This is a genomic window from Microbacterium sp. EB106-03-03-XG65, assembly GCF_058791955.1.
Genome location: NZ_JBYTEB010000001.1, coordinates 1,245,197 through 1,261,267, shown reverse-complemented (window position 1 = coordinate 1,261,267; position 16,071 = coordinate 1,245,197). Strand labels below are relative to the sequence as shown.

The window sequence follows — 16,071 nt, the reverse complement described above, 5'->3', positions numbered from 1 at the left end:
GATCAGAGGTCGACGTCGAATCATCGGCGGATCAGACCAGCGCCTCGGAACGCACGCGATCGTCGAGGACCTCGCGGATGAGTTCGCCCTCGCGCTCGCTCGGGCCGTGGCCGGAGCGGACGTGCTCGAGGAACGCCTCGATGCGCTCCGAATCAGTGACCGCACCGCGGAGCCGCTGCACGTACGAACGCTCGACAGCCTCTGCCACCTCGTCGGGCTGATGCTGCACCATGGCGCAGTACGGGTACTGCTCGCGGAGGCGTCGCATGGGCTCGGTCTGGGCCAGCGGATCGGTGTAGACCGCGCACACCCAGTCCTGTGCATGCGCCGCGACGTTCTCGGCCGAGAGAATCTCGTCGAGTGGCCCGGTGAGAGTCACGAGCCTTCGCGGCACGGGCAGTTCGAGCCACGCGACCGATGCCAGGCCGGTCGCATCGAGGTCGACGAGCCAGGATCCGCGCGGCTTGTTCTGCTCGCCGAAGCTGTAGTGCAGAGGTGCTCCCGAGTACCGCACACGCTCACTGATCTGCTGACGGCCGTGGATGTGTCCGAGCGCGACGTAGTCGGGACCGTCGAAGACCGCGAGCGGCACCACGTCGAGCCCGCCCTGCCGGACCTCTCGCTCGAGGCCGATCGTGGCATCGACTCCCGCGGCGAAGCAGTGCGCGATCGCCACGGAACGACCGGGGTTCTTGCGCATCCCGTCACGGACGAGCTCCATGGCGTGCGCGAGCGTCTGCGCCTGAGTGCGGAGTTCCGCTTCGGGCCAATGCTGCCGGACGATCGCCGGTTCGAGATAAGGGATGCCGAAGAAATGCACAGGCCCGTGCTCATCCGCCACCGTGACGGGCGCACCGATCGCGAGAGGATCCGTGAGCACGTGGATGCCCTCGCGCAGCAGGCGCGCCTGGAATCCGAGGCGCGCAGCGGAGTCGTGGTTGCCGCTCGTGACGATCACCCGGGCGCCTGTGCCGTGCAGCGCGACCAGCGCGTCGCCCAGGAGCGTGTAGGCGCCGGCCGCAGGCGTGGCGGAGTCGAACACGTCGCCGGCGACGACGACGACGTCGACCGAGTTCTCGCGGACCTGCTCGGTGAGCGCCTCGAGCACCTCGGCCAGCGCGCCCATGGTGGAGTTGCCATGGAAGGTGCGGCCGATGTGCCAGTCGGAGGTGTGCAGGATTCGCATGTTCACACGCTACGAACCACCACGGACATTCGGTCCGAGGCGTGCCGCTCGACGGGGAGATACCGAGGAGAAGAGCGGAAGGTCCCCTGACCCACCCTCGTCACGTCGATCGACACGTGGTGATGCACCGTGCTCATGCGCGGTCACCTGTGTGGGATGCGGGGCTGCGCGATGCGAATCTGGGCTGCCCTCTGCCCGACAGGGCCGGAATTGCCCCTCCGGCGGGGGTTGTGTCCGCTTCGGCGTGACTACCGACTTCCGCTCTACTCCCCCAGATCGTGCGTCCAGTTCGCCTGCTGGATCCGGTTGTCGAGTTCGCGCAGCTCCTTCGCCGTCGCGTCAGCCCTGGCTCTGAGATCTGCCACGGGCAGCGCAGCCAGCTGCCTGAGCTCGGACCGCATCTGTCGGAACACGGTCGCTGCCCCCGAGGCGGCGGCTGCTGCATCCACGAGCAGCGAGTGCTGGAGTCGCAGCACGTCGCGCGCGGCGAGCGCATCGGTCATGGTGCCGTCCGCCGCCAGATCGAGACGAGAGTTTGTCGCGTTGATGCGACGGATCAGATCCCTGAGCCGCGCGAGGTCGGCCTCGGCCTCGAGAAGCAGGGCGGCGGCGTCTTCGGCCGGCTCCTCCCCCTCCTGATAGCGCGCGTTCGCCGTGATCCGCACACGGAGCTGCTCGATGCGGCGCTGCAGATCTGCACGGGCGGTGAGGGCTTCGGCGAGTTTCATCTCTTCATCCTCGCAGAGCGCAGCCGCGTAACACGGCGTCACACGCTCCGAGATCAGCGTGAGCGCAGCAGCGGGGCGTGATCGGGGTGGGCGGCGAACCAGTCGGCGACATACCAGCAGACCGCGTCGACCTTGCGGTCTCCTCGTGCCTCGATGTCGGCGACGGCACCTTCGACGACCGCTCCGGCATAGCCGTGACCCCGGAAAGTCGGCACCGTGAAGGCTCTCGTCAGGGCGATGGTCCGTCCGTCGTCGCGGTAGTCGAGCACACTGACGAGCTGTCCGTCTCGCGTCAGCGTGTACCGCGAGGCGTCCTTCTCATCGGTCAGGGTGAACCCGGATGTCGATGACGATGTACTCACGGGCACCACGTTACGCGCCCGCCCTGCGGGTCGGGCCGTTTTGACACGCCCGGACATCTTGGGACATAATCCCCCCATGACTACCAACGCAAGCCCTTTGTCCGCCCAGGAGGCGAACAGGACTGCCGGGATGATGATGCCCGGTCGCGTTGGCATGTGTTGCCGAATGTGTCGCTGAACGAACAGCCACTCCGTCTGACCTGACTTCTCGCGATCTGCGAGGACTGGTCTCCGAGCACCCACCCCGTGTTCGCTTCCCGGCTCGCCCGGTCATTCATGCAACGCATCAGAGCCGTCATCCGGCTCACGTCCTGAGGACTTCATCATCATGTCGAACACCACTCTTCTCGAGCGTCCCTCCGTCGCCACGACCGTCCGCCCCGCTCCCGCACGGACCGAGGAGGCACCGCTCGCCGCCGACCTTCCCGCGGTGCGGTCCCCGCGGGGCTTCGCTCTCTACGTCGGACTCGACGAGATCAAGGCCGCCGAAGCCGGCGTGAGCCTGCCCCTGCTCGTCGACGCTCTTCGTCGCACTCTCGCCGAACTCGCCCCCGGCGCCGAGACGCATGCCACCGTCGCACTCGCACCTCACGGCTCGGGAGGTCGGGATCTCGACGTCGTCCGCCTCGCCCTGCAGGAGCCCGGAGCCATCGCCCGCACCAAGGCGGCGGCCGAAGAGGAGACCGTCGACGAAGAGGGCGGCGTGGTCGTCGACATATCTCGCAAGCGCGTGCTGATCGACGGCGACTCCGCCGCGTTCACCTACAAGGAGTTCGAGCTGCTGCAGTACCTCGTCCTGCGAGAGGGCCGCACGATCGAGCGCAGCGAGCTGGTGTCCGCCCTGTGGCAGGCACAGGATGACGAGACGCCGGGCGAGCGCACCATCGACGTGCACGTGCGTCGACTGCGCGCCAAGCTCGGCCGCTACGAAGACATCGTGCGCACGGTGCGCGGCATCGGCTACCGCTTCGACAGGCACGCCGACGTCGTCATCCGCTACGGTCACGGAACTCCGTCGCCCGACCGCTTCTGAGGCCGGTGTCAGACCTGCGGCGTACCGTGGGGGTATGACACTGACCGCTGATGACGAGGTTGCCGGAGCAACGCCGTCGACCAGCGTGCGTGAAGCCGTCTACCGCCCGCCGCACCCGCTCGATCTGCGCCGCACGGTGGGCATGCTCCGCCGCGGCCCCGGAGATCCGACGATGGTGTTCGACGGAGCAGTGATCTGGCGCGCACTGCGCACACCTCAGGGGCCGGCGACTCTCGCCCTCCGCTCGACAGGTGACGAGATCCGTGCCACGGCATGGGGCCCCGGCGCAGACGAGGCGCTCGACCGCCTCCCTGCCCTGTGCGGTGCCGACGACGACCCGAGCGGATTCGATCCTGCACTGCATCCGCTCATCGCCGAGGTCGCACGGCGCTCACCGGGAATCCGCATGGCGCAGACCGGCGAGGTCTTCGACGCGCTGGCGTGCGCGATCCTCGAGCAGAAGGTCACCGGTCTCGAGGCCTTCCGCGCCTGGCGCCTGCTCGTCACCGCCCACGGCGAGCGCGCGCCCGGGCCCACACCACGCCCCATGTACGCAGCTCCGCCCAGCGACCGGTGGCAGTCGATCCCCTCGTGGGAGTGGCACCGCGCCGGCGTGCAGCCTCCGCAGTCGAAGACGATCGTGCGCGCGGCGGCCCGGGGCGCGAGCATCTCCCGAGCGCTGCTCGGGGCCGAGACGGGCGAAGACCGCGATCGGGTGCTCACGAGCCTCCCCGGCATCGGCGTCTGGACATCTGCCGAGACTCGTATCCGCGCCCTCGGAGACCCCGACGCCGTGAGCGTCGGGGATTATCACCTGGCTCATGAGGTCGGCCACGTGCTCGCGGGTCACCGCACCGACGACGCCGGGATGCTCGAGCTGCTCGCGCCGTGGGCAGGGCACCGGCAGCGGGTGATCCGACTCATCTTCGCGAGCGGCATCAGCGAGGCTCGACGCGGGCCACGGCTGTCCCCCGAGGATCACCGGAATCGCTGACGCTCCGGGGGCCCCGGCCTCTAGGCTGAACGCATGTCCCGCAACGCGCTCCGCTTCTCCGTCACCGCAGGACTGCTCATCCTCGGTGTCGTGATCGGTCTGATCTTCCAGAACGTCTGGCTCGGCATCCTGCTGGCCGCCATCGTGTGGCTCGGCTGGTTCATCGGGTACGAGTCGCGCCGCGGGCGCAATGCCGGCGTGAACGACGAAGACCACGGCGTCGAGCTCTGAGTCCGACGCCCCCCGTGCGCGGCAGGGTGCTCCCGCCTCGTCAGTAGTACACCGCCAGGGGTCCCGACGGCCCGTCGACGACCTGAACCGGGGTGTCGAACACGCGGGTCAGAACCTCATCGGTCATGATCTCGCGAGGCGACCCGAACTCCACGACCTCACCCTCCTTCATCGCGCAGATGTGATCGGCGTAGTGCCCCGCGAAGTTGATGTCATGCAGCACGATCACGATCGTGCGCCCCAGCTCGTCGGAGGCGCGGCGCAGGTGCTGCATCATCTGCACCGCGTGCTTCATGTCGAGGTTGTTGAGCGGCTCGTCGAGCAGCACGAACTCCGTGTCCTGGGCGAGGACCATCGCGACGTACGCCCGCTGCCGCTGACCGCCCGAGAGCTCGTCGAGATAGCGTCCCTCGAGTTCGCCGAGATCGAGGAAGTCGATCGCCCTGCTGATGATCTCCTCGTCGGCTCTGTTCAGTCTGCCGCGAGAGTGGGGGAAGCGTCCGAACCCGACGAGCTGGCGCACCGTGAGACGCGTGACGAAGTGGTTCTCCTGGCGCAGCACCGAGACGATCTTCGCGAGGTCCTTCGATTTCGTCGATGCCACGTCGTACCCGGCGATCTCGATGGCTCCGGCATCCATGCCGCCGAGTCGACCGATCATGGTGAGCAGCGTCGACTTGCCCGCCCCGTTCGGACCGATCAGAGCGGTGATGCCTCCCGCGGGGATCTCGAGATCGACCGGGCCGATCGCGACCTCGCTGCTGTAGTCGCGGCGAACGCCGTCGAGTGTGATCACAGCCTGCCCTTTCTGAGGATGACGACGAGGAACACGGTGCCTCCGACCAGCTCGATGAGGATCGACACCATGCCCTGCGCGTAGAAGACGTTCTTCATGACGAAGTAGGCACCCGCGAGGATCGTGAACGCGGTGAGCACCGCGACGGGGAAGATGAGCCGGTGGTCGTGCGTGTCGGCGAACTGGTAGGCGAGAGTCGCGACCAGGAAGCCGAGGAAGGTCATCGGGCCGACCAGCGCTGTCGATGTCGCCATCAGCACCGCCACGAGGAAGAGCACGATGTAGAGCTCGCGCCGGTGGTCGAGGCCGAGGGATCGGGAGACGTCGGGGCCCAGCGCCAGGAGATTCAACCTGCGTGACCTCACCCACAGCAGCGCGGATGCCGAGAGACACAGCGGGATCGCGAGAGGCAGATACGACGCGTCGGCGTTGGAGACGTTGCCGAACAGCCGTGCGGCGAGAACGTCGAACTCGCTGGGGGTGAGCAGCCGCTGCATGAACGTCGAGATCGCGCCCAGCCCGCCGCCGATGATGATCCCCACGAGAAGCATGATGTGCAGGTTCCCGTAGCGTCCGGAGAGCAGCCATCCGTACAGAGCCATCGCGAGGGCCACCATGATCGCCACCTGGAGGCCGAACTGCCACACGCCCTGGATCGCGACGAGCCCGGCGACCCCGAAGAGATACACCGTGGTCGTCTGGACCACGCGATACAGCGACTCGAACCCCATGATCGACGGGGTGATGATGCGATTGTTGGTGACGGTCTGGAAGCTCACGGTCGCGATGGCCTGCGCGAGGGCCACCACGGCCATCACCGTCACGTTGGTGACGCGGAGCTTGGCGATGCGCCAGAAGCCTGCAGACCCGAGCGGCATCGGGTTGTCCCATGCGAGCAGGCCGAAGGCGAAGGTCGCTGAGAGCGCGATGAGGGCGCCGAGCACGATCACGTAGCGGCGTCGAGCACGGTGCGTCGCGAATGATCCAGACGTGCGCGCAACGACCTGCGCTGCCGTCGCCTCAGGCACGACGACGCTGCCTCAGGAGCAGGAGGATGAACACGACCGCGCCGACCACGCCCAGGATCAGCGACACCGGCACTTCGAACGGCATGATGATCGTTCTCCCGATGATGTCGCAGACGGTGACGATCGCGATGCCGAGCAGGCATACCCAGGGCAGATTGCTGCGCAGGTCGTCGCCGCGCACCATCGAGACGATGTTCGGCACGATGAGTCCGAGGAACGGCAGATTGCCGACGACCACGGTGACGACACCGGTCGTGATCGCGATGAGTGCGGTGCCGAGCAGGATCACCCTGTTGTAGTTCACCCCGACGTTCGTCGCGATCTCTTCACCCAGACCGGCGATCGTGAGGCGGTCGGCGACCAAGAAGACGACGACGCCGACCACCGCCACGATCCAGAGCATCTCGTACTGTCCCCTCAGCACCGAGGTGAAGCTGCCCGCGAACCAGACTCCGATGGCCTGCAGGGAGTCGGTGGCGAGAGCGAAGTATGTCGACGCGGCGCCCACGACCGCTCCGAGCATGATGCCGACGATCGGCACGATCAGCGAGGAGGTGAGCGAGACCCGGCGGAGGAACGCGAAGAAGACCATCGTGCCGATGAAGGCGGCGACGATCGCACCGGTCATGCGCAGCGGTATCGAGGGGTTCGGCACCAGGACCATCACGGTCAGCAGCCCGAGGCCCGCCCACTCGGTCGTGCCGGTGGTGGTCGGCTCGACGAAGCGGTTCTGGGTGAGCAGCTGCATCACGAGTCCGGCCATCGCCGTGGCGGCGCCCGCGAGGACGAGGGCGATGGTGCGCGGGATGCGGGTGATCTGGAACATCTGCGCGCCGTCGGCTGCTCCCGCGACGTCGTAGACCCCGGTGAACAGCGAGACGACGAGGAGTGCGGCGACGACGAGGGTGCCGAAGAGCAGCTTCACGTCGAAGAGACGCCCGGTGGCGCGGGGCGTCTCGGCAAGAGCGGTGCGGGTCACGGTTCGTACGCTCGACGGCGGCACCCGCCACGAAGCGGGTGCCGCCGGTCGGCCTTACTTCTGCGCAGCCTCGAGCGCGTCGGCGAGGTCGTTCAAGAACGTCGTGTAGGTCTGGATGCCCTCGTTCAGGTAGGTGTCGGTGGGCATGTAGACGATCTGCTCGTCGGCGACCGCGGTGACGCCGGCGAGCGCCTCGGAGTTCTCGAGGATCTCGGAGGCCTGCACGTAGTCGGGCGTCTCCGCGGCGAAGACCGCATCGCGGTCGAGCACGAGGAGCCAGTCGGGGTTCGAGGCGGCGATCGCCTCGACCGAGATGTCATCACCCTGGTGGTCATCGGAGGCGTCGTCCACCTCGAGTGCCGGGGTCAGGCCGAGGATGTCGTAGATCGGTCCGAGCGAGCGTCCCACGGTCGGCGCGAGATAGCCGATCTCGCCGCCCGAGGTGTTCACGGCCATGACGGTGTCGGCGTCGTCGTACGCGGCCTTCGCTCGCTCGACGGCGGCGTCGAAGTCGTCGACCAGCGCCTGCGCTTCGCTCTGCATGCCGAAGATCTCGCCGAGCGTGGTGGTCTGGCGCTTGAGCTCCTCGTCGAAGGGCTCCCCCTCGCGCGGCTCGAGATCGATGATCGTGGCGTCGGGGACCAGTTCGGCGATGGCTGCGTTGTGCTGAGTGAAACGCTGACCGCTGATGATGAGGTCGGGTTCGACCGCGACGATCGCCTCGAGGTCCGGCTCGCTGTGCAGACCGATGTCGACGATCGCCTCGTCGTCGAGGTACGACACGGTGTCGGGCATGAGCGCGACCGCTCCGGCTGAGAGCTCGATCCCCCAGTCGGAGAGGGTCTGGAATGTGCGATTGTCGAGCGCGACGACGGATGCGGGAGGCGTGGCGATCTCGTGCTCGCCGGTGTTGTCCTCGATCGTGACGGACGCCGCTGCCGCCTCCGTCTGCTCGGGTTCGGCTTCGGCCGCGGTGGAGCAGCCTGTGAGCGCGAGAAGGCCGACGACGCCGACGCTTGCGGCGGTGAGGACTCGGGGCATGGACATGGAGAGACTCCTGTTCTGCTGTGTGGAGGGCGCTCGAAGTGGGCGCGGGATCGGCGGATTAGGCTTACCTAACCTTGCTCGAAGATAGGTTAGCCTTACTTTATGAGCGATACGAAATCCGGCTTCTCGATCGAGCGTCGCGCCCTCGATCTGCGCTTCCGCACCGTGGCTCTCACAGCCCGGCAGTGGCTCGCGCACGACTTCGTGCGGGTGCGTCTGACCGGCAGCGACCTCGAGGGGTTCGACTCCCCCGGGGCCGACGACCACATGCGCCTGTTCTTCCCCTCCGGGCCCGTCGGCACCGTCGAGGAGATGCGTGCGGCGCCGAGTCGCGAGTACACGCCCGTGGCGTGGGGTGCGGACTGGCTCGACGTCGAGTTCGCTGTGCACGGCGACGCGGGCACCGCCGCACGATGGGCAGCCACTGCGCCGCTGGGATCGACGATCGGGGTGGGTGGGCCGCGAGGATCTGCCGTGATCGCAGGCAGCCCGGACTCGTGGGTGCTGGTCGGCGACGAGACGGCGATCCCCGCGATCCGACGCTTCGCCTCTCTGATCCCCGCCGGATCGCCCGCGCGCATCGTGATCGAGACGGCGTCGCCGGACCGGAAGGTCGAGATCGAGGCTCCGGTCGAGGTCGAGTGGCTCTCGCGGGGAGACGCCCCCGCGGGTTCCGCACTCGTCGCCCTCCTCGACGGGCTGACCGTCGACGATGCGGTCGGCATCGACCCGTTCGTCTTCATCGCAGCCGAGCAGTCCATCGTCAAGCCGGGGCGCGCACTGCTCGAGCGCTGGGGCGTCGACGCCGCGAAAGCGGTGGTCAAGGGCTACTGGAAGCGCGGCGAGACCGAGTATCACGCACCGCACTAGTGCGACCGGGAGCCTGCTGCGAGACTGGGCGCATGGCTCTTCTGGATCATCTGGGCATCACTGTCGACGACCTCGAAAGGGGCCGGGCGCAGTTCCATCCCGTGCTGACCGCACTCGGATACGCGAGCGGCGGCGAGGACGACCACTCGATCTCGTGGCACAACGGCGAAGAGACCGAGATCATCCTCTACGCCTGGGACGAGGAATCCGGCCCCCACCGTCATGGTCGCGTCGGATGGCAGCACATCGCGTTCGCAGTGCCCACACGAGAGGAGGTCGACCGCCTTCATTCCATCGCACGGGATGCGGGATGGTCGGCCGTGCGAGAGCCCAAGGAGTATCCGCGGTACTCGGATCGCTACTACGCCTCGTTCGTGGAGGACGCAGACGGCATTCGGATCGAGTTCATGTACAACCCGCCGCGGGAGTCGGAGTGAAGCGCGGTCGCTTCAGCGGGTGAGCTCGCGGATCAGACGATCGGCGCGGCGACCGCTTCAGCATCCGCCCGGTCGGTGAAGGCCGTCTTCGGGACGAACACGAGGATGGCGGCGGCGACCAGCGCGGTCACACCGCAGACGACCCACACGGTGATGTACCCGGCGAAGGATCCCGCCGTGCCCTCGACCGCTCCGCTCATTCCGTTCAGGAGCGCGATCCCGAAGACACACGAGGCGATCGCGCCGCCCACCGTCTTGACCGAGTTCGTCAGCCCCGTCGCGACGCCCGTCTGGGTCGCCGGAGCCGCCGATGCCGCCGCCGCGGGAAGCGCGGCCACCAGAGCCCCCGACCCGAGCCCCACGACGACCATGTTGGTCACCACCTGCAGGTACGAATCGTGGAACGGCAGGAACAGCAGGAACCCGATGCCGACGAGCAGCGACGCGACCATGAGCGTGAGGCGCGGGGTGAGGAGCCGGGCGATCAGCGGGAACACCAGCGCACCCGCGATCATCGCGATCAGGTACAGGCCGATGATCAGGGAGGTCGCGAAGCCGGTGGTGCCGAGTCCATAGCCGTAGACGCCGGGGTCGGTGCGGGCGAACGTCGACAGCGGCGCCTGAGCACCCAGCACGCTCACCCCGAACAGGCCCGCGGTGAGGAAGACCGGGCCGAGCGCCGGCGACCGGAACATGCGCACGTCGATCAGCGGGTCGTCGCAGCGCAGCTCCCAGAGCACGAACGGGATGACGAGCACGAGGCCGAGCACGACGACGGCCCATGACCAGGGATTGCCGAGCCCACCCTCGAGACGCAGCAGGCTGAGGCCGCCCGTGAAGCAGATCAGCGCCATCGAGATGAGCACGACGCCCACAGTGTCGAACACGCCGCCGGTCGGATCCGGGGACTCCTCGACCCCGAACAGGATCACGAAGAAGCACACCACGATGAGCACGGCGGGGATGAGGAGTACGACCGTCAGCGGCAGCACATCGATCAGCGCTCCGCCGCCGAGCGCCCCGATGATCGCTCCGCCTTCGAGCGCGGCGACCAGCAGACCCGCGGCCTTGGCAGTGATCGATGAGCGCCCCTCCATACGGCGGGAGCGTGACCAGATCAGCGCGATCTCGAGCGGCAGCCAGACGACGTAGAAGCCCATCAGCGTCCACCCGATCAGGAACACGGGGAACGAGTCGGTGAACGGCAGGACCAGCGCCGCGGCGGCGGTGAGCGCCGTCGAGATCAGCAGCATCCGCTTGTGTCCGACCATGTCGCCGAGCTTCGCGAAAGCCGGCACCACCAGAGCCGAGAGCATGAGCTGCGTGCCCTCGAGCCAGTTGACGTCAGCGTCGTGGATGCCGAGGTGCCGCGCGATGTCGGTGAGCATGGGCGTGTAGTAGCCCTGCAGGACGCCGCTCGTGAACTCGACGAACGCGAGGAAGCCGACGACCGTCGCCAGGGTTCCCAGAGTGCGGGTGCGCGTCATCGCGGCTCCTCGGTGAAAGGGCTGGGTGGGGCGCCGAGGCGTCCGCGGAGGGGTGAGATCACCCTAGCCGCTCGAGGAGGGCGCGATGGAACCGCTCTCCGCGCTCGAGTGCAGCGACCTCGACGTTCTCGTCGACACCGTGGATCGACGCCCGCTGCGCGTTCGACATGTCGAGCGGGGCGAAGCGATAGACCGCCGGCGCGAAGCGGTGGAAGTGGCGCGAGTCGGTCGCTGCCATCATCACGTACGGCACCGCGGGGACCCCCGGATGCGACACTGCGAGCGCTTCGGCGAGCAGCGCGAACTGGGCGTTGTCGGTGGCCGATTCCGGAGACGGTTCGCTCGCCTCCTCGACGGTGACCGTGACGAGCGGATCCCGGATGCGCCGACGCACGCGCAGCACGGTCTGCTGCGTCGTCTCGCCGAGCGCGATCCGCAGGTTGACGGTCGCCGACGCCTGCGAAGGGAGCACATTCGCCGCCGTGCCTCCCGACTGCATCGTGGGAGCGACGGTCGTGCGCACGAGCGCGGCCGGCTCGCCACCCAGCGCGGCGAACACCTGACCGGTGAGCAGCGGGAGGGAACCGAGCAGACGCAGCAGCAGCCCCGCTGGCCCCGGGGTGCGCGTGCCGAGCTGCGACAGCATCCGCCCGATCGCCTTCGACGGTCGTGGCCGGAAGGTTCTGGGACCGAGGCGATCGACGGCCCTCGCGACCCTCCGCACCGCCGTGAGAGAAGGCGGCGCGGAGGCATGCCCGCCGTCGCCGCGCGCCGAGAGCGTGAGCGTCATGACGCCCTTCTCGCCGACCCCGATCATGGCTGCGCGTCCCGGCACGAAGGGCAGCGGCGCATCGACGACAGCGCCGCCCTCGTCGACCACCAGCCACGGCGTGATCCCGCGCTCGCGGAGCACCCGCGCGATCTCCTCGGCCGCACGTCCGAAGGTCTCCTCGTTGCCGCCGAACGAGAGATAGACATCGCGCGCGGGGACGAATCCGTCTCCGAGCAGGTTCTCGACCGCCTCGAGCACGACGATCAGCGGACCCTTGTCATCGAGAGCGCCGCGCCCGTAGACCAGTCCGTCGGAGATGACCCCCGCGAAGGGCGGGTGCGTCCAGGCGTCGCTCTCGTCGACGGGGACGACGTCGTAGTGGGCCATGAGCACGAGCGGACCCTCGGTATCGGCCGCCCTGCCCGTCCACCGGAAGAGGAGCCCGAAGTCGGTGTGCCGCTCGAGCGCGAGGTTCTCATGCACGAGGGGATACAGCTCTGCGATCAGCGCGACGAAGTGCTCGAACGGCTCGGGGCCTCGCTCCTCGAGCTCAGCGGAGACCGTCGGCAGTTGGATCATCTGCGAGAGGCGGTCCGCTATTCCCGGACGAGGTTCTGTCACGTCGGCCATCGTATCGCCGGGCCGGTCCGTGCACTGCGGGCGGATGCCGGTCATGCTGCCGTCCGACATCGCGAGAGAATTGACGGATGAGCCTGTTCGCCCTGGCACCCAAGCGCGGTCCGCGCTGGCACCTCGCCACCCAGGCAGCCCTGGGCATCGCCGTGCCGATCGCCGTCATGACCGTGATCGGTCAGCCCTCGCTCGGCTATGTCGCGGCGTCGGGTGCGTTCACCGTGCTCTTCGCCGGCACGGCTCCGGTCATCGACCGCGCCAGGATCCTGCCCTTCGTCGCGGTCGGACTGATCATCAGCGCCGCTCTCGGAGTCGCCGTCTCCGCCGACGCATGGCTCGTGAGCATCGGCGTCGTGCTGGTCGCGGTCGTCAGCGCGGCCCTGGCCTTCGGGTTCCGGCTCGGACCGCCCGGCCCACTGTTCTTCGTGCTCGTCTTCGGTCTGTCCGCGCACGTCGTGGCGAGCTCTCCCCTCGACCCGCTGGTGTACATCACGGCGCTGGCGGCCGGGTGCGTGTTCTCCTATCTCGTCGCCATGGCCCCGCTCGCACTCCCCCGCGCGCGGTCGCAGGCGGCACGACCGCTGCGCGAGCTGCTGCCCGGTCCTGCCTTCACGGCAGACTCCCGGATGCTGGTCATCCGGGTTGCAGTCGTCGCTGTCATCGGCGTTCTGCTGGGTCTCGTGATCGACCCCACACGCACGTACTGGATCGTGGGCTCGGCCGTCGCGGTGATCGGCGTCGCCGCCGCACGCCGCGCCGCCGTGCAGCGCGGGCTCCACCGCATGCTCGGCACCGTGGTCGGCGCCGGCGTCTACGCACTGCTCGCGCTGCTTCATCCCTCCGGACTGTGGCTCGCCCTGCTGCTCGGGGCACTGCAGTTCACGATCGAGCTCGTCGTCGTGCGGCATTACGCCCTCGCCCTCGTCTTCATCACTCCCCTGGTGCTGCTCCTGACGGGCGCGGCGACGGGAGACATCGGTTCGTTGGATGTCGCGTGGGAGCGCATCGTCGACACCATCGTCGGGGCCGCGCTCGGAGCGATGTCGGGCCTGCTTCATCCGCGCGCCGCGGCGCCGTCTTCGTGACCGTCGATCTCGGGAACACGAGGGACATGCGGCGGGTTGCACTCCGAGAGCCGAGAGGAGAGCGATGGAACTGACGCTGGTCACGTCCGCGTTCTGCGGAGCGTGTTCACGCACCCGCTCGGTCGTGGCGGATGCGGTGCGCTACCTTCCTGATGCGACCGTCACCGAGATCGATGTCGCGAGGGATCCCGATATCGCCGAGCATCTCGACATCCGCTCCACGCCCACCGTCATCATCCGCGACGACTCGGGAGCAGAGGTCTTCCGCGCCGAAGGAGTGCCGACGGTTCCTCAGGTTCTCACAGCCGCTGTGAAGGCTCTTCCGGACTGAGGGTCGCGCAGCCCCTGACGGCGCGTCGACCACGCTCTTGCCAATGTCCGAAGCCCGGCGCAGAATGAGCCGCAGCGGGGCCGACGGCGGCCACGCACGACAGCGCTGGGGGCAGTCATGGCGAATCTCAATCCGTACCTCTCGTTCCGCACGGAAGCGCGGCAGGCGATGGAGTTCTACCAGAGTGTGCTCGGCGGCGAGCTCGAGATCAACGTCTTCGGTGAGTTCCCCGACATGGTGCAGAATCCCGAGCAGAATCACCTCGTGATGCACGCACAGCTCACGACGCCCGACGGGCTCGTGCTGATGGCATCCGACACACCCGACGGCATCCCGTTCGAGCCGCCGCAGGGGTTCTCCGTCTCACTCAGCGGCAACTCGCCGCAGAAGACGCAGCAGGTGTGGGACGCGCTGTCCGAGGGAGCCGCGATCACGATGCCGCTCGACACGCCACCCTGGGGCGGCACCTTCGGCATGCTCGTCGATCGTTTCGGCGTGCCGTGGATGCTGCACGGCGACCCCGAATGAGTCGTTCACGCTGACGCGCGGCACACGAAGACCCCTCGTGCGTGCGTCCGCGGGAAGAGGTCTCGGCCCGGGCAGTACGCCCGAGGAGTCAGCGCAGCGCGTGAGCCTCGATGAACGCGCGCAGCTCGTGCTCGTCGTCTGCCATCTCGGTCGTGTGCTGCGGAGCATCGAGCATCTCGCGCAGTTCGGGCGAGTAGTCGAGCTCGACGCCGATCGCCTCGCTGATCGTCTCCGCGAACTTCTGCGGTTTCGCCGTCTCGAGCACCAGCATCGGCACTCCGGGCTCGAGGTACTCGCGGGCGACCTTGACGCCGTCGGCGGTATGCGGGTCGATGACGTCGCCCGTGGCCTCGTAGACCGACCTGATGGTCGCGATGCGATCGTCGTGCGTCGACGTGCCGCTGACGATTCCGAATTCTTCGACGAAGCGAGCGAGATCCGAGGTGAAGTCGAAGTGCCCCTGGGTGTCGAGGTCCTGCCAGGCGCTCACGACGCGAGCCGCGTCGCGACCGACGAGCTCGAAGATGAAGCGCTCGAGGTTCGATGCCTTCGAGATGTCCATCGACGGGCTCGAGGTGGCGAGCGTCTGCGCGGCGCTGCGGGGGCGGTACACACCGGTGCGGAAGAACTCGTCGAGAACGTTGTTCTCGTTCGCGGCGAGCACGAGGCGACGGATGGGCAGACCCATCTGCTTCGCGAAGAAACCGGAGAGGATGTTGCCGAAGTTGCCGGACGGAACGGTGAACGACACCTCAGTCCATCCCCCGGCGTCCGTCGCCCTCAGCCATGCCCAGAAGTAGTACACGACCTGCGCGGTGATGCGGGCGAGGTTGATCGAGTTGACGGCACCGAGGTTCTGAGCACGCTTGAAGTCCAGGTCTCCGGCGAGCGCCTTGACGAGGTTCTGGCAGTCGTCGAAGACGCCGTCGATGACGATGTTGTGCACGTTCTCGTCGTCGAGCGAGAACATCTGCGCGCGCTGGAACGCGCTCATGCGTCCCTTCGGGGAGAGCATGAACACCGAGATGCGGTCTTTGCCGCGCAGCGCATGCTCGGCAGCCGACCCGGTGTCACCCGACGTGGCCCCGAGGATGTTGAGCACGGATCCCTTGCGCTCCAGGGCGTATTCGACGACCTGGCCGAGGAACTGCATAGCCATGTCCTTGAAGGCCAGCGTGGGTCCCTCGGAGAGACCGACGAGCGTGAGGTCGTCGCCGATCGCTCGCAGCGGCACGACCGCTTCGGGGAACGGCTCATAGGCTGCGGCGGTCATGCGCGCGAGGTCGACACGCGGGATGTCGGTCGCGAACAGCCCGAGCACCTCGGTCGCGAGCTGGGGGTACGTCAGGGCACGCCAGCGCTCGAGCGTCTCGCCGTCGACCGTGGGCATGGTCTCGGGCACCGCCAGTCCACCGTCGGGCGCGAGTCCTTCGAGCAGCGTCTCGCAGTACGGCAGCGGTTGCATGCCGCCTCGGGTGGAGATGTACTGCACGGGTGCTCCTCAGATCGGAATCGGCACGGGACTTCCATTGTCGCAGGTGGTC

The 16,071-nt window shown here is 68.0% G+C and carries 18 protein-coding genes; 8 read left to right on the top strand and 10 right to left on the bottom strand.

What is annotated here, in order from left to right:
• Nucleotides 1–31: 31 nt before the first annotated feature.
• From AC3WS6_RS05910 to AC3WS6_RS05900, 3 genes are all read right to left on the bottom strand, one after another.
• The gene (locus AC3WS6_RS05910) at nucleotides 32–1,186 is read right to left on the bottom strand and encodes an exonuclease SbcCD subunit D (RefSeq protein ID WP_492500132.1); all 1,155 of its coding nucleotides are present in this window, start codon (nucleotides 1,184–1,186) and stop codon (nucleotides 32–34) included.
• 263 nt (nucleotides 1,187–1,449) lie between these two features.
• A complete protein-coding gene (locus tag AC3WS6_RS05905) occupies nucleotides 1,450–1,914 on the bottom strand; it encodes a DIP1984 family protein (RefSeq protein ID WP_492500131.1) in 465 nt (154 codons plus the stop codon).
• Between the two features lie 53 nt (nucleotides 1,915–1,967).
• On the bottom strand, nucleotides 1,968–2,276 hold the full coding sequence (locus AC3WS6_RS05900; RefSeq protein ID WP_492500130.1) for a GNAT family N-acetyltransferase: 309 nt from the start codon (nucleotides 2,274–2,276) through the stop codon (nucleotides 1,968–1,970).
• Nucleotides 2,277–2,604: 328 nt separating this feature from the next.
• On the opposite strand from AC3WS6_RS05900, the gene AC3WS6_RS05895 reads away from it, so the two are divergent.
• Genes AC3WS6_RS05895 through AC3WS6_RS05885 form a run of 3 tightly spaced genes read left to right on the top strand, consistent with a single transcriptional unit; the run spans nucleotide 2,605 to nucleotide 4,534 of the window.
• On the top strand, nucleotides 2,605–3,309 hold the full coding sequence (locus AC3WS6_RS05895; RefSeq protein ID WP_492500129.1) for a winged helix-turn-helix domain-containing protein: 705 nt from the start codon (nucleotides 2,605–2,607) through the stop codon (nucleotides 3,307–3,309).
• A gap of 34 nt (nucleotides 3,310–3,343) precedes the next feature.
• On the top strand, nucleotides 3,344–4,303 hold the full coding sequence (locus tag AC3WS6_RS05890; RefSeq protein ID WP_492500128.1) for a DNA-3-methyladenine glycosylase family protein: 960 nt from the start codon (nucleotides 3,344–3,346) through the stop codon (nucleotides 4,301–4,303).
• A gap of 33 nt (nucleotides 4,304–4,336) precedes the next feature.
• On the top strand, nucleotides 4,337–4,534 hold the full coding sequence (locus AC3WS6_RS05885; protein WP_056375672.1) for a hypothetical protein: 198 nt from the start codon (nucleotides 4,337–4,339) through the stop codon (nucleotides 4,532–4,534).
• A 40-nt stretch (nucleotides 4,535–4,574) separates the two neighbouring features.
• Here AC3WS6_RS05885 and AC3WS6_RS05880 read toward each other — a convergent pair whose 3' ends face one another.
• The 4 genes from AC3WS6_RS05880 to AC3WS6_RS05865 are packed head-to-tail and all read right to left on the bottom strand — an operon-like array spanning nucleotide 4,575 to nucleotide 8,384.
• The gene (locus AC3WS6_RS05880; RefSeq protein ID WP_492500127.1) at nucleotides 4,575–5,330 is read right to left on the bottom strand and encodes an iron ABC transporter ATP-binding protein; all 756 of its coding nucleotides are present in this window, start codon (nucleotides 5,328–5,330) and stop codon (nucleotides 4,575–4,577) included.
• A complete protein-coding gene (locus AC3WS6_RS05875) occupies nucleotides 5,327–6,358 on the bottom strand; it encodes an iron chelate uptake ABC transporter family permease subunit (protein ID WP_492500126.1) in 1,032 nt (343 codons plus the stop codon). Before AC3WS6_RS05875 ends, AC3WS6_RS05880 begins: the two co-directional genes overlap by 4 nt.
• The gene (locus AC3WS6_RS05870; RefSeq protein WP_492500125.1) at nucleotides 6,351–7,337 is read right to left on the bottom strand and encodes an ABC transporter permease; all 987 of its coding nucleotides are present in this window, start codon (nucleotides 7,335–7,337) and stop codon (nucleotides 6,351–6,353) included. Before AC3WS6_RS05870 ends, AC3WS6_RS05875 begins: the two co-directional genes overlap by 8 nt.
• Before the next feature lie 54 nt (nucleotides 7,338–7,391).
• Nucleotides 7,392–8,384: a siderophore ABC transporter substrate-binding protein gene (locus tag AC3WS6_RS05865; RefSeq protein WP_492500124.1), complete on the bottom strand. Its 993-nt coding sequence runs from the start codon at nucleotides 8,382–8,384 to the stop codon at nucleotides 7,392–7,394.
• Between the two features lie 102 nt (nucleotides 8,385–8,486).
• Between AC3WS6_RS05865 and AC3WS6_RS05860 the strand changes: the two genes are divergently transcribed.
• Together AC3WS6_RS05860 and AC3WS6_RS05855 are read left to right on the top strand one after the other, a co-directional pair.
• Complete coding sequence (locus AC3WS6_RS05860; protein WP_492500123.1) at nucleotides 8,487–9,254, top strand: siderophore-interacting protein; 768 nt, start codon at nucleotides 8,487–8,489, stop codon at nucleotides 9,252–9,254.
• 32 nt (nucleotides 9,255–9,286) lie between these two features.
• Nucleotides 9,287–9,691, top strand: coding sequence for a VOC family protein (locus AC3WS6_RS05855; protein WP_492500122.1), 405 nt, complete (start codon nucleotides 9,287–9,289; stop codon nucleotides 9,689–9,691).
• 32 nt (nucleotides 9,692–9,723) lie between these two features.
• Here AC3WS6_RS05855 and AC3WS6_RS05850 read toward each other — a convergent pair whose 3' ends face one another.
• Together AC3WS6_RS05850 and AC3WS6_RS05845 are read right to left on the bottom strand one after the other, a co-directional pair.
• Complete coding sequence (locus AC3WS6_RS05850; RefSeq protein ID WP_492500121.1) at nucleotides 9,724–11,178, bottom strand: MFS transporter; 1,455 nt, start codon at nucleotides 11,176–11,178, stop codon at nucleotides 9,724–9,726.
• A 58-nt stretch (nucleotides 11,179–11,236) separates the two neighbouring features.
• Nucleotides 11,237–12,580 carry a M20/M25/M40 family metallo-hydrolase gene (locus tag AC3WS6_RS05845; protein WP_492501451.1) on the bottom strand — a complete coding sequence of 448 codons (1,344 nt, stop codon included), beginning with the start codon at nucleotides 12,578–12,580 and terminating at the stop codon, nucleotides 11,237–11,239.
• Between the two features lie 77 nt (nucleotides 12,581–12,657).
• On the opposite strand from AC3WS6_RS05845, the gene AC3WS6_RS05840 reads away from it, so the two are divergent.
• From AC3WS6_RS05840 to AC3WS6_RS05830, 3 genes are all read left to right on the top strand, one after another.
• Nucleotides 12,658–13,668, top strand: a complete 1,011-nt coding sequence (locus AC3WS6_RS05840) for an FUSC family protein (RefSeq protein WP_492500120.1) — start codon at nucleotides 12,658–12,660, stop codon at nucleotides 13,666–13,668.
• A 64-nt stretch (nucleotides 13,669–13,732) separates the two neighbouring features.
• Nucleotides 13,733–13,999, top strand: a complete 267-nt coding sequence (locus AC3WS6_RS05835; RefSeq protein WP_492500119.1) for a thioredoxin family protein — start codon at nucleotides 13,733–13,735, stop codon at nucleotides 13,997–13,999.
• Between the two features lie 117 nt (nucleotides 14,000–14,116).
• Entirely contained in the window at nucleotides 14,117–14,527 is a 411-nt protein-coding gene (locus tag AC3WS6_RS05830) for a VOC family protein (protein WP_492500118.1), read from the top strand.
• Between the two features lie 88 nt (nucleotides 14,528–14,615).
• Here AC3WS6_RS05830 and thrC read toward each other — a convergent pair whose 3' ends face one another.
• Nucleotides 14,616–16,019 (bottom strand): threonine synthase, encoded by a 1,404-nt coding sequence (thrC, locus tag AC3WS6_RS05825; RefSeq protein WP_492500117.1) that lies wholly within the window; start codon nucleotides 16,017–16,019, stop codon nucleotides 14,616–14,618.
• Nucleotides 16,020–16,071: the final 52 nt, after the last annotated feature.

What these genes read in the sequence shown, in the direction of transcription:
- AC3WS6_RS05910 (WP_492500132.1), bottom strand. Translation starts at nt 1,186, where the DNA reads ATGCGAATCCTGCACACCTCCGACTGGCACATCGGCCGCACCTTCCAT.
- AC3WS6_RS05905 (WP_492500131.1), bottom strand. Translation starts at nt 1,914, where the DNA reads ATGAAACTCGCCGAAGCCCTCACCGCCCGTGCAGATCTGCAGCGCCGC.
- AC3WS6_RS05895 (WP_492500129.1), top strand. Translation starts at nt 2,605, where the DNA reads ATGTCGAACACCACTCTTCTCGAGCGTCCCTCCGTCGCCACGACCGTC.
- AC3WS6_RS05890 (WP_492500128.1), top strand. Translation starts at nt 3,344, where the DNA reads ATGACACTGACCGCTGATGACGAGGTTGCCGGAGCAACGCCGTCGACC.
- AC3WS6_RS05885 (WP_056375672.1), top strand. Translation starts at nt 4,337, where the DNA reads ATGTCCCGCAACGCGCTCCGCTTCTCCGTCACCGCAGGACTGCTCATC.
- AC3WS6_RS05865 (WP_492500124.1), bottom strand. Translation starts at nt 8,384, where the DNA reads ATGTCCATGCCCCGAGTCCTCACCGCCGCAAGCGTCGGCGTCGTCGGC.
- AC3WS6_RS05860 (WP_492500123.1), top strand. Translation starts at nt 8,487, where the DNA reads ATGAGCGATACGAAATCCGGCTTCTCGATCGAGCGTCGCGCCCTCGAT.
- AC3WS6_RS05855 (WP_492500122.1), top strand. Translation starts at nt 9,287, where the DNA reads ATGGCTCTTCTGGATCATCTGGGCATCACTGTCGACGACCTCGAAAGG.
- AC3WS6_RS05850 (WP_492500121.1), bottom strand. Translation starts at nt 11,178, where the DNA reads ATGACGCGCACCCGCACTCTGGGAACCCTGGCGACGGTCGTCGGCTTC.
- AC3WS6_RS05845 (WP_492501451.1), bottom strand. Translation starts at nt 12,580, where the DNA reads ATGGCCGACGTGACAGAACCTCGTCCGGGAATAGCGGACCGCCTCTCG.
- AC3WS6_RS05840 (WP_492500120.1), top strand. Translation starts at nt 12,658, where the DNA reads ATGAGCCTGTTCGCCCTGGCACCCAAGCGCGGTCCGCGCTGGCACCTC.
- AC3WS6_RS05835 (WP_492500119.1), top strand. Translation starts at nt 13,733, where the DNA reads ATGGAACTGACGCTGGTCACGTCCGCGTTCTGCGGAGCGTGTTCACGC.
- AC3WS6_RS05830 (WP_492500118.1), top strand. Translation starts at nt 14,117, where the DNA reads ATGGCGAATCTCAATCCGTACCTCTCGTTCCGCACGGAAGCGCGGCAG.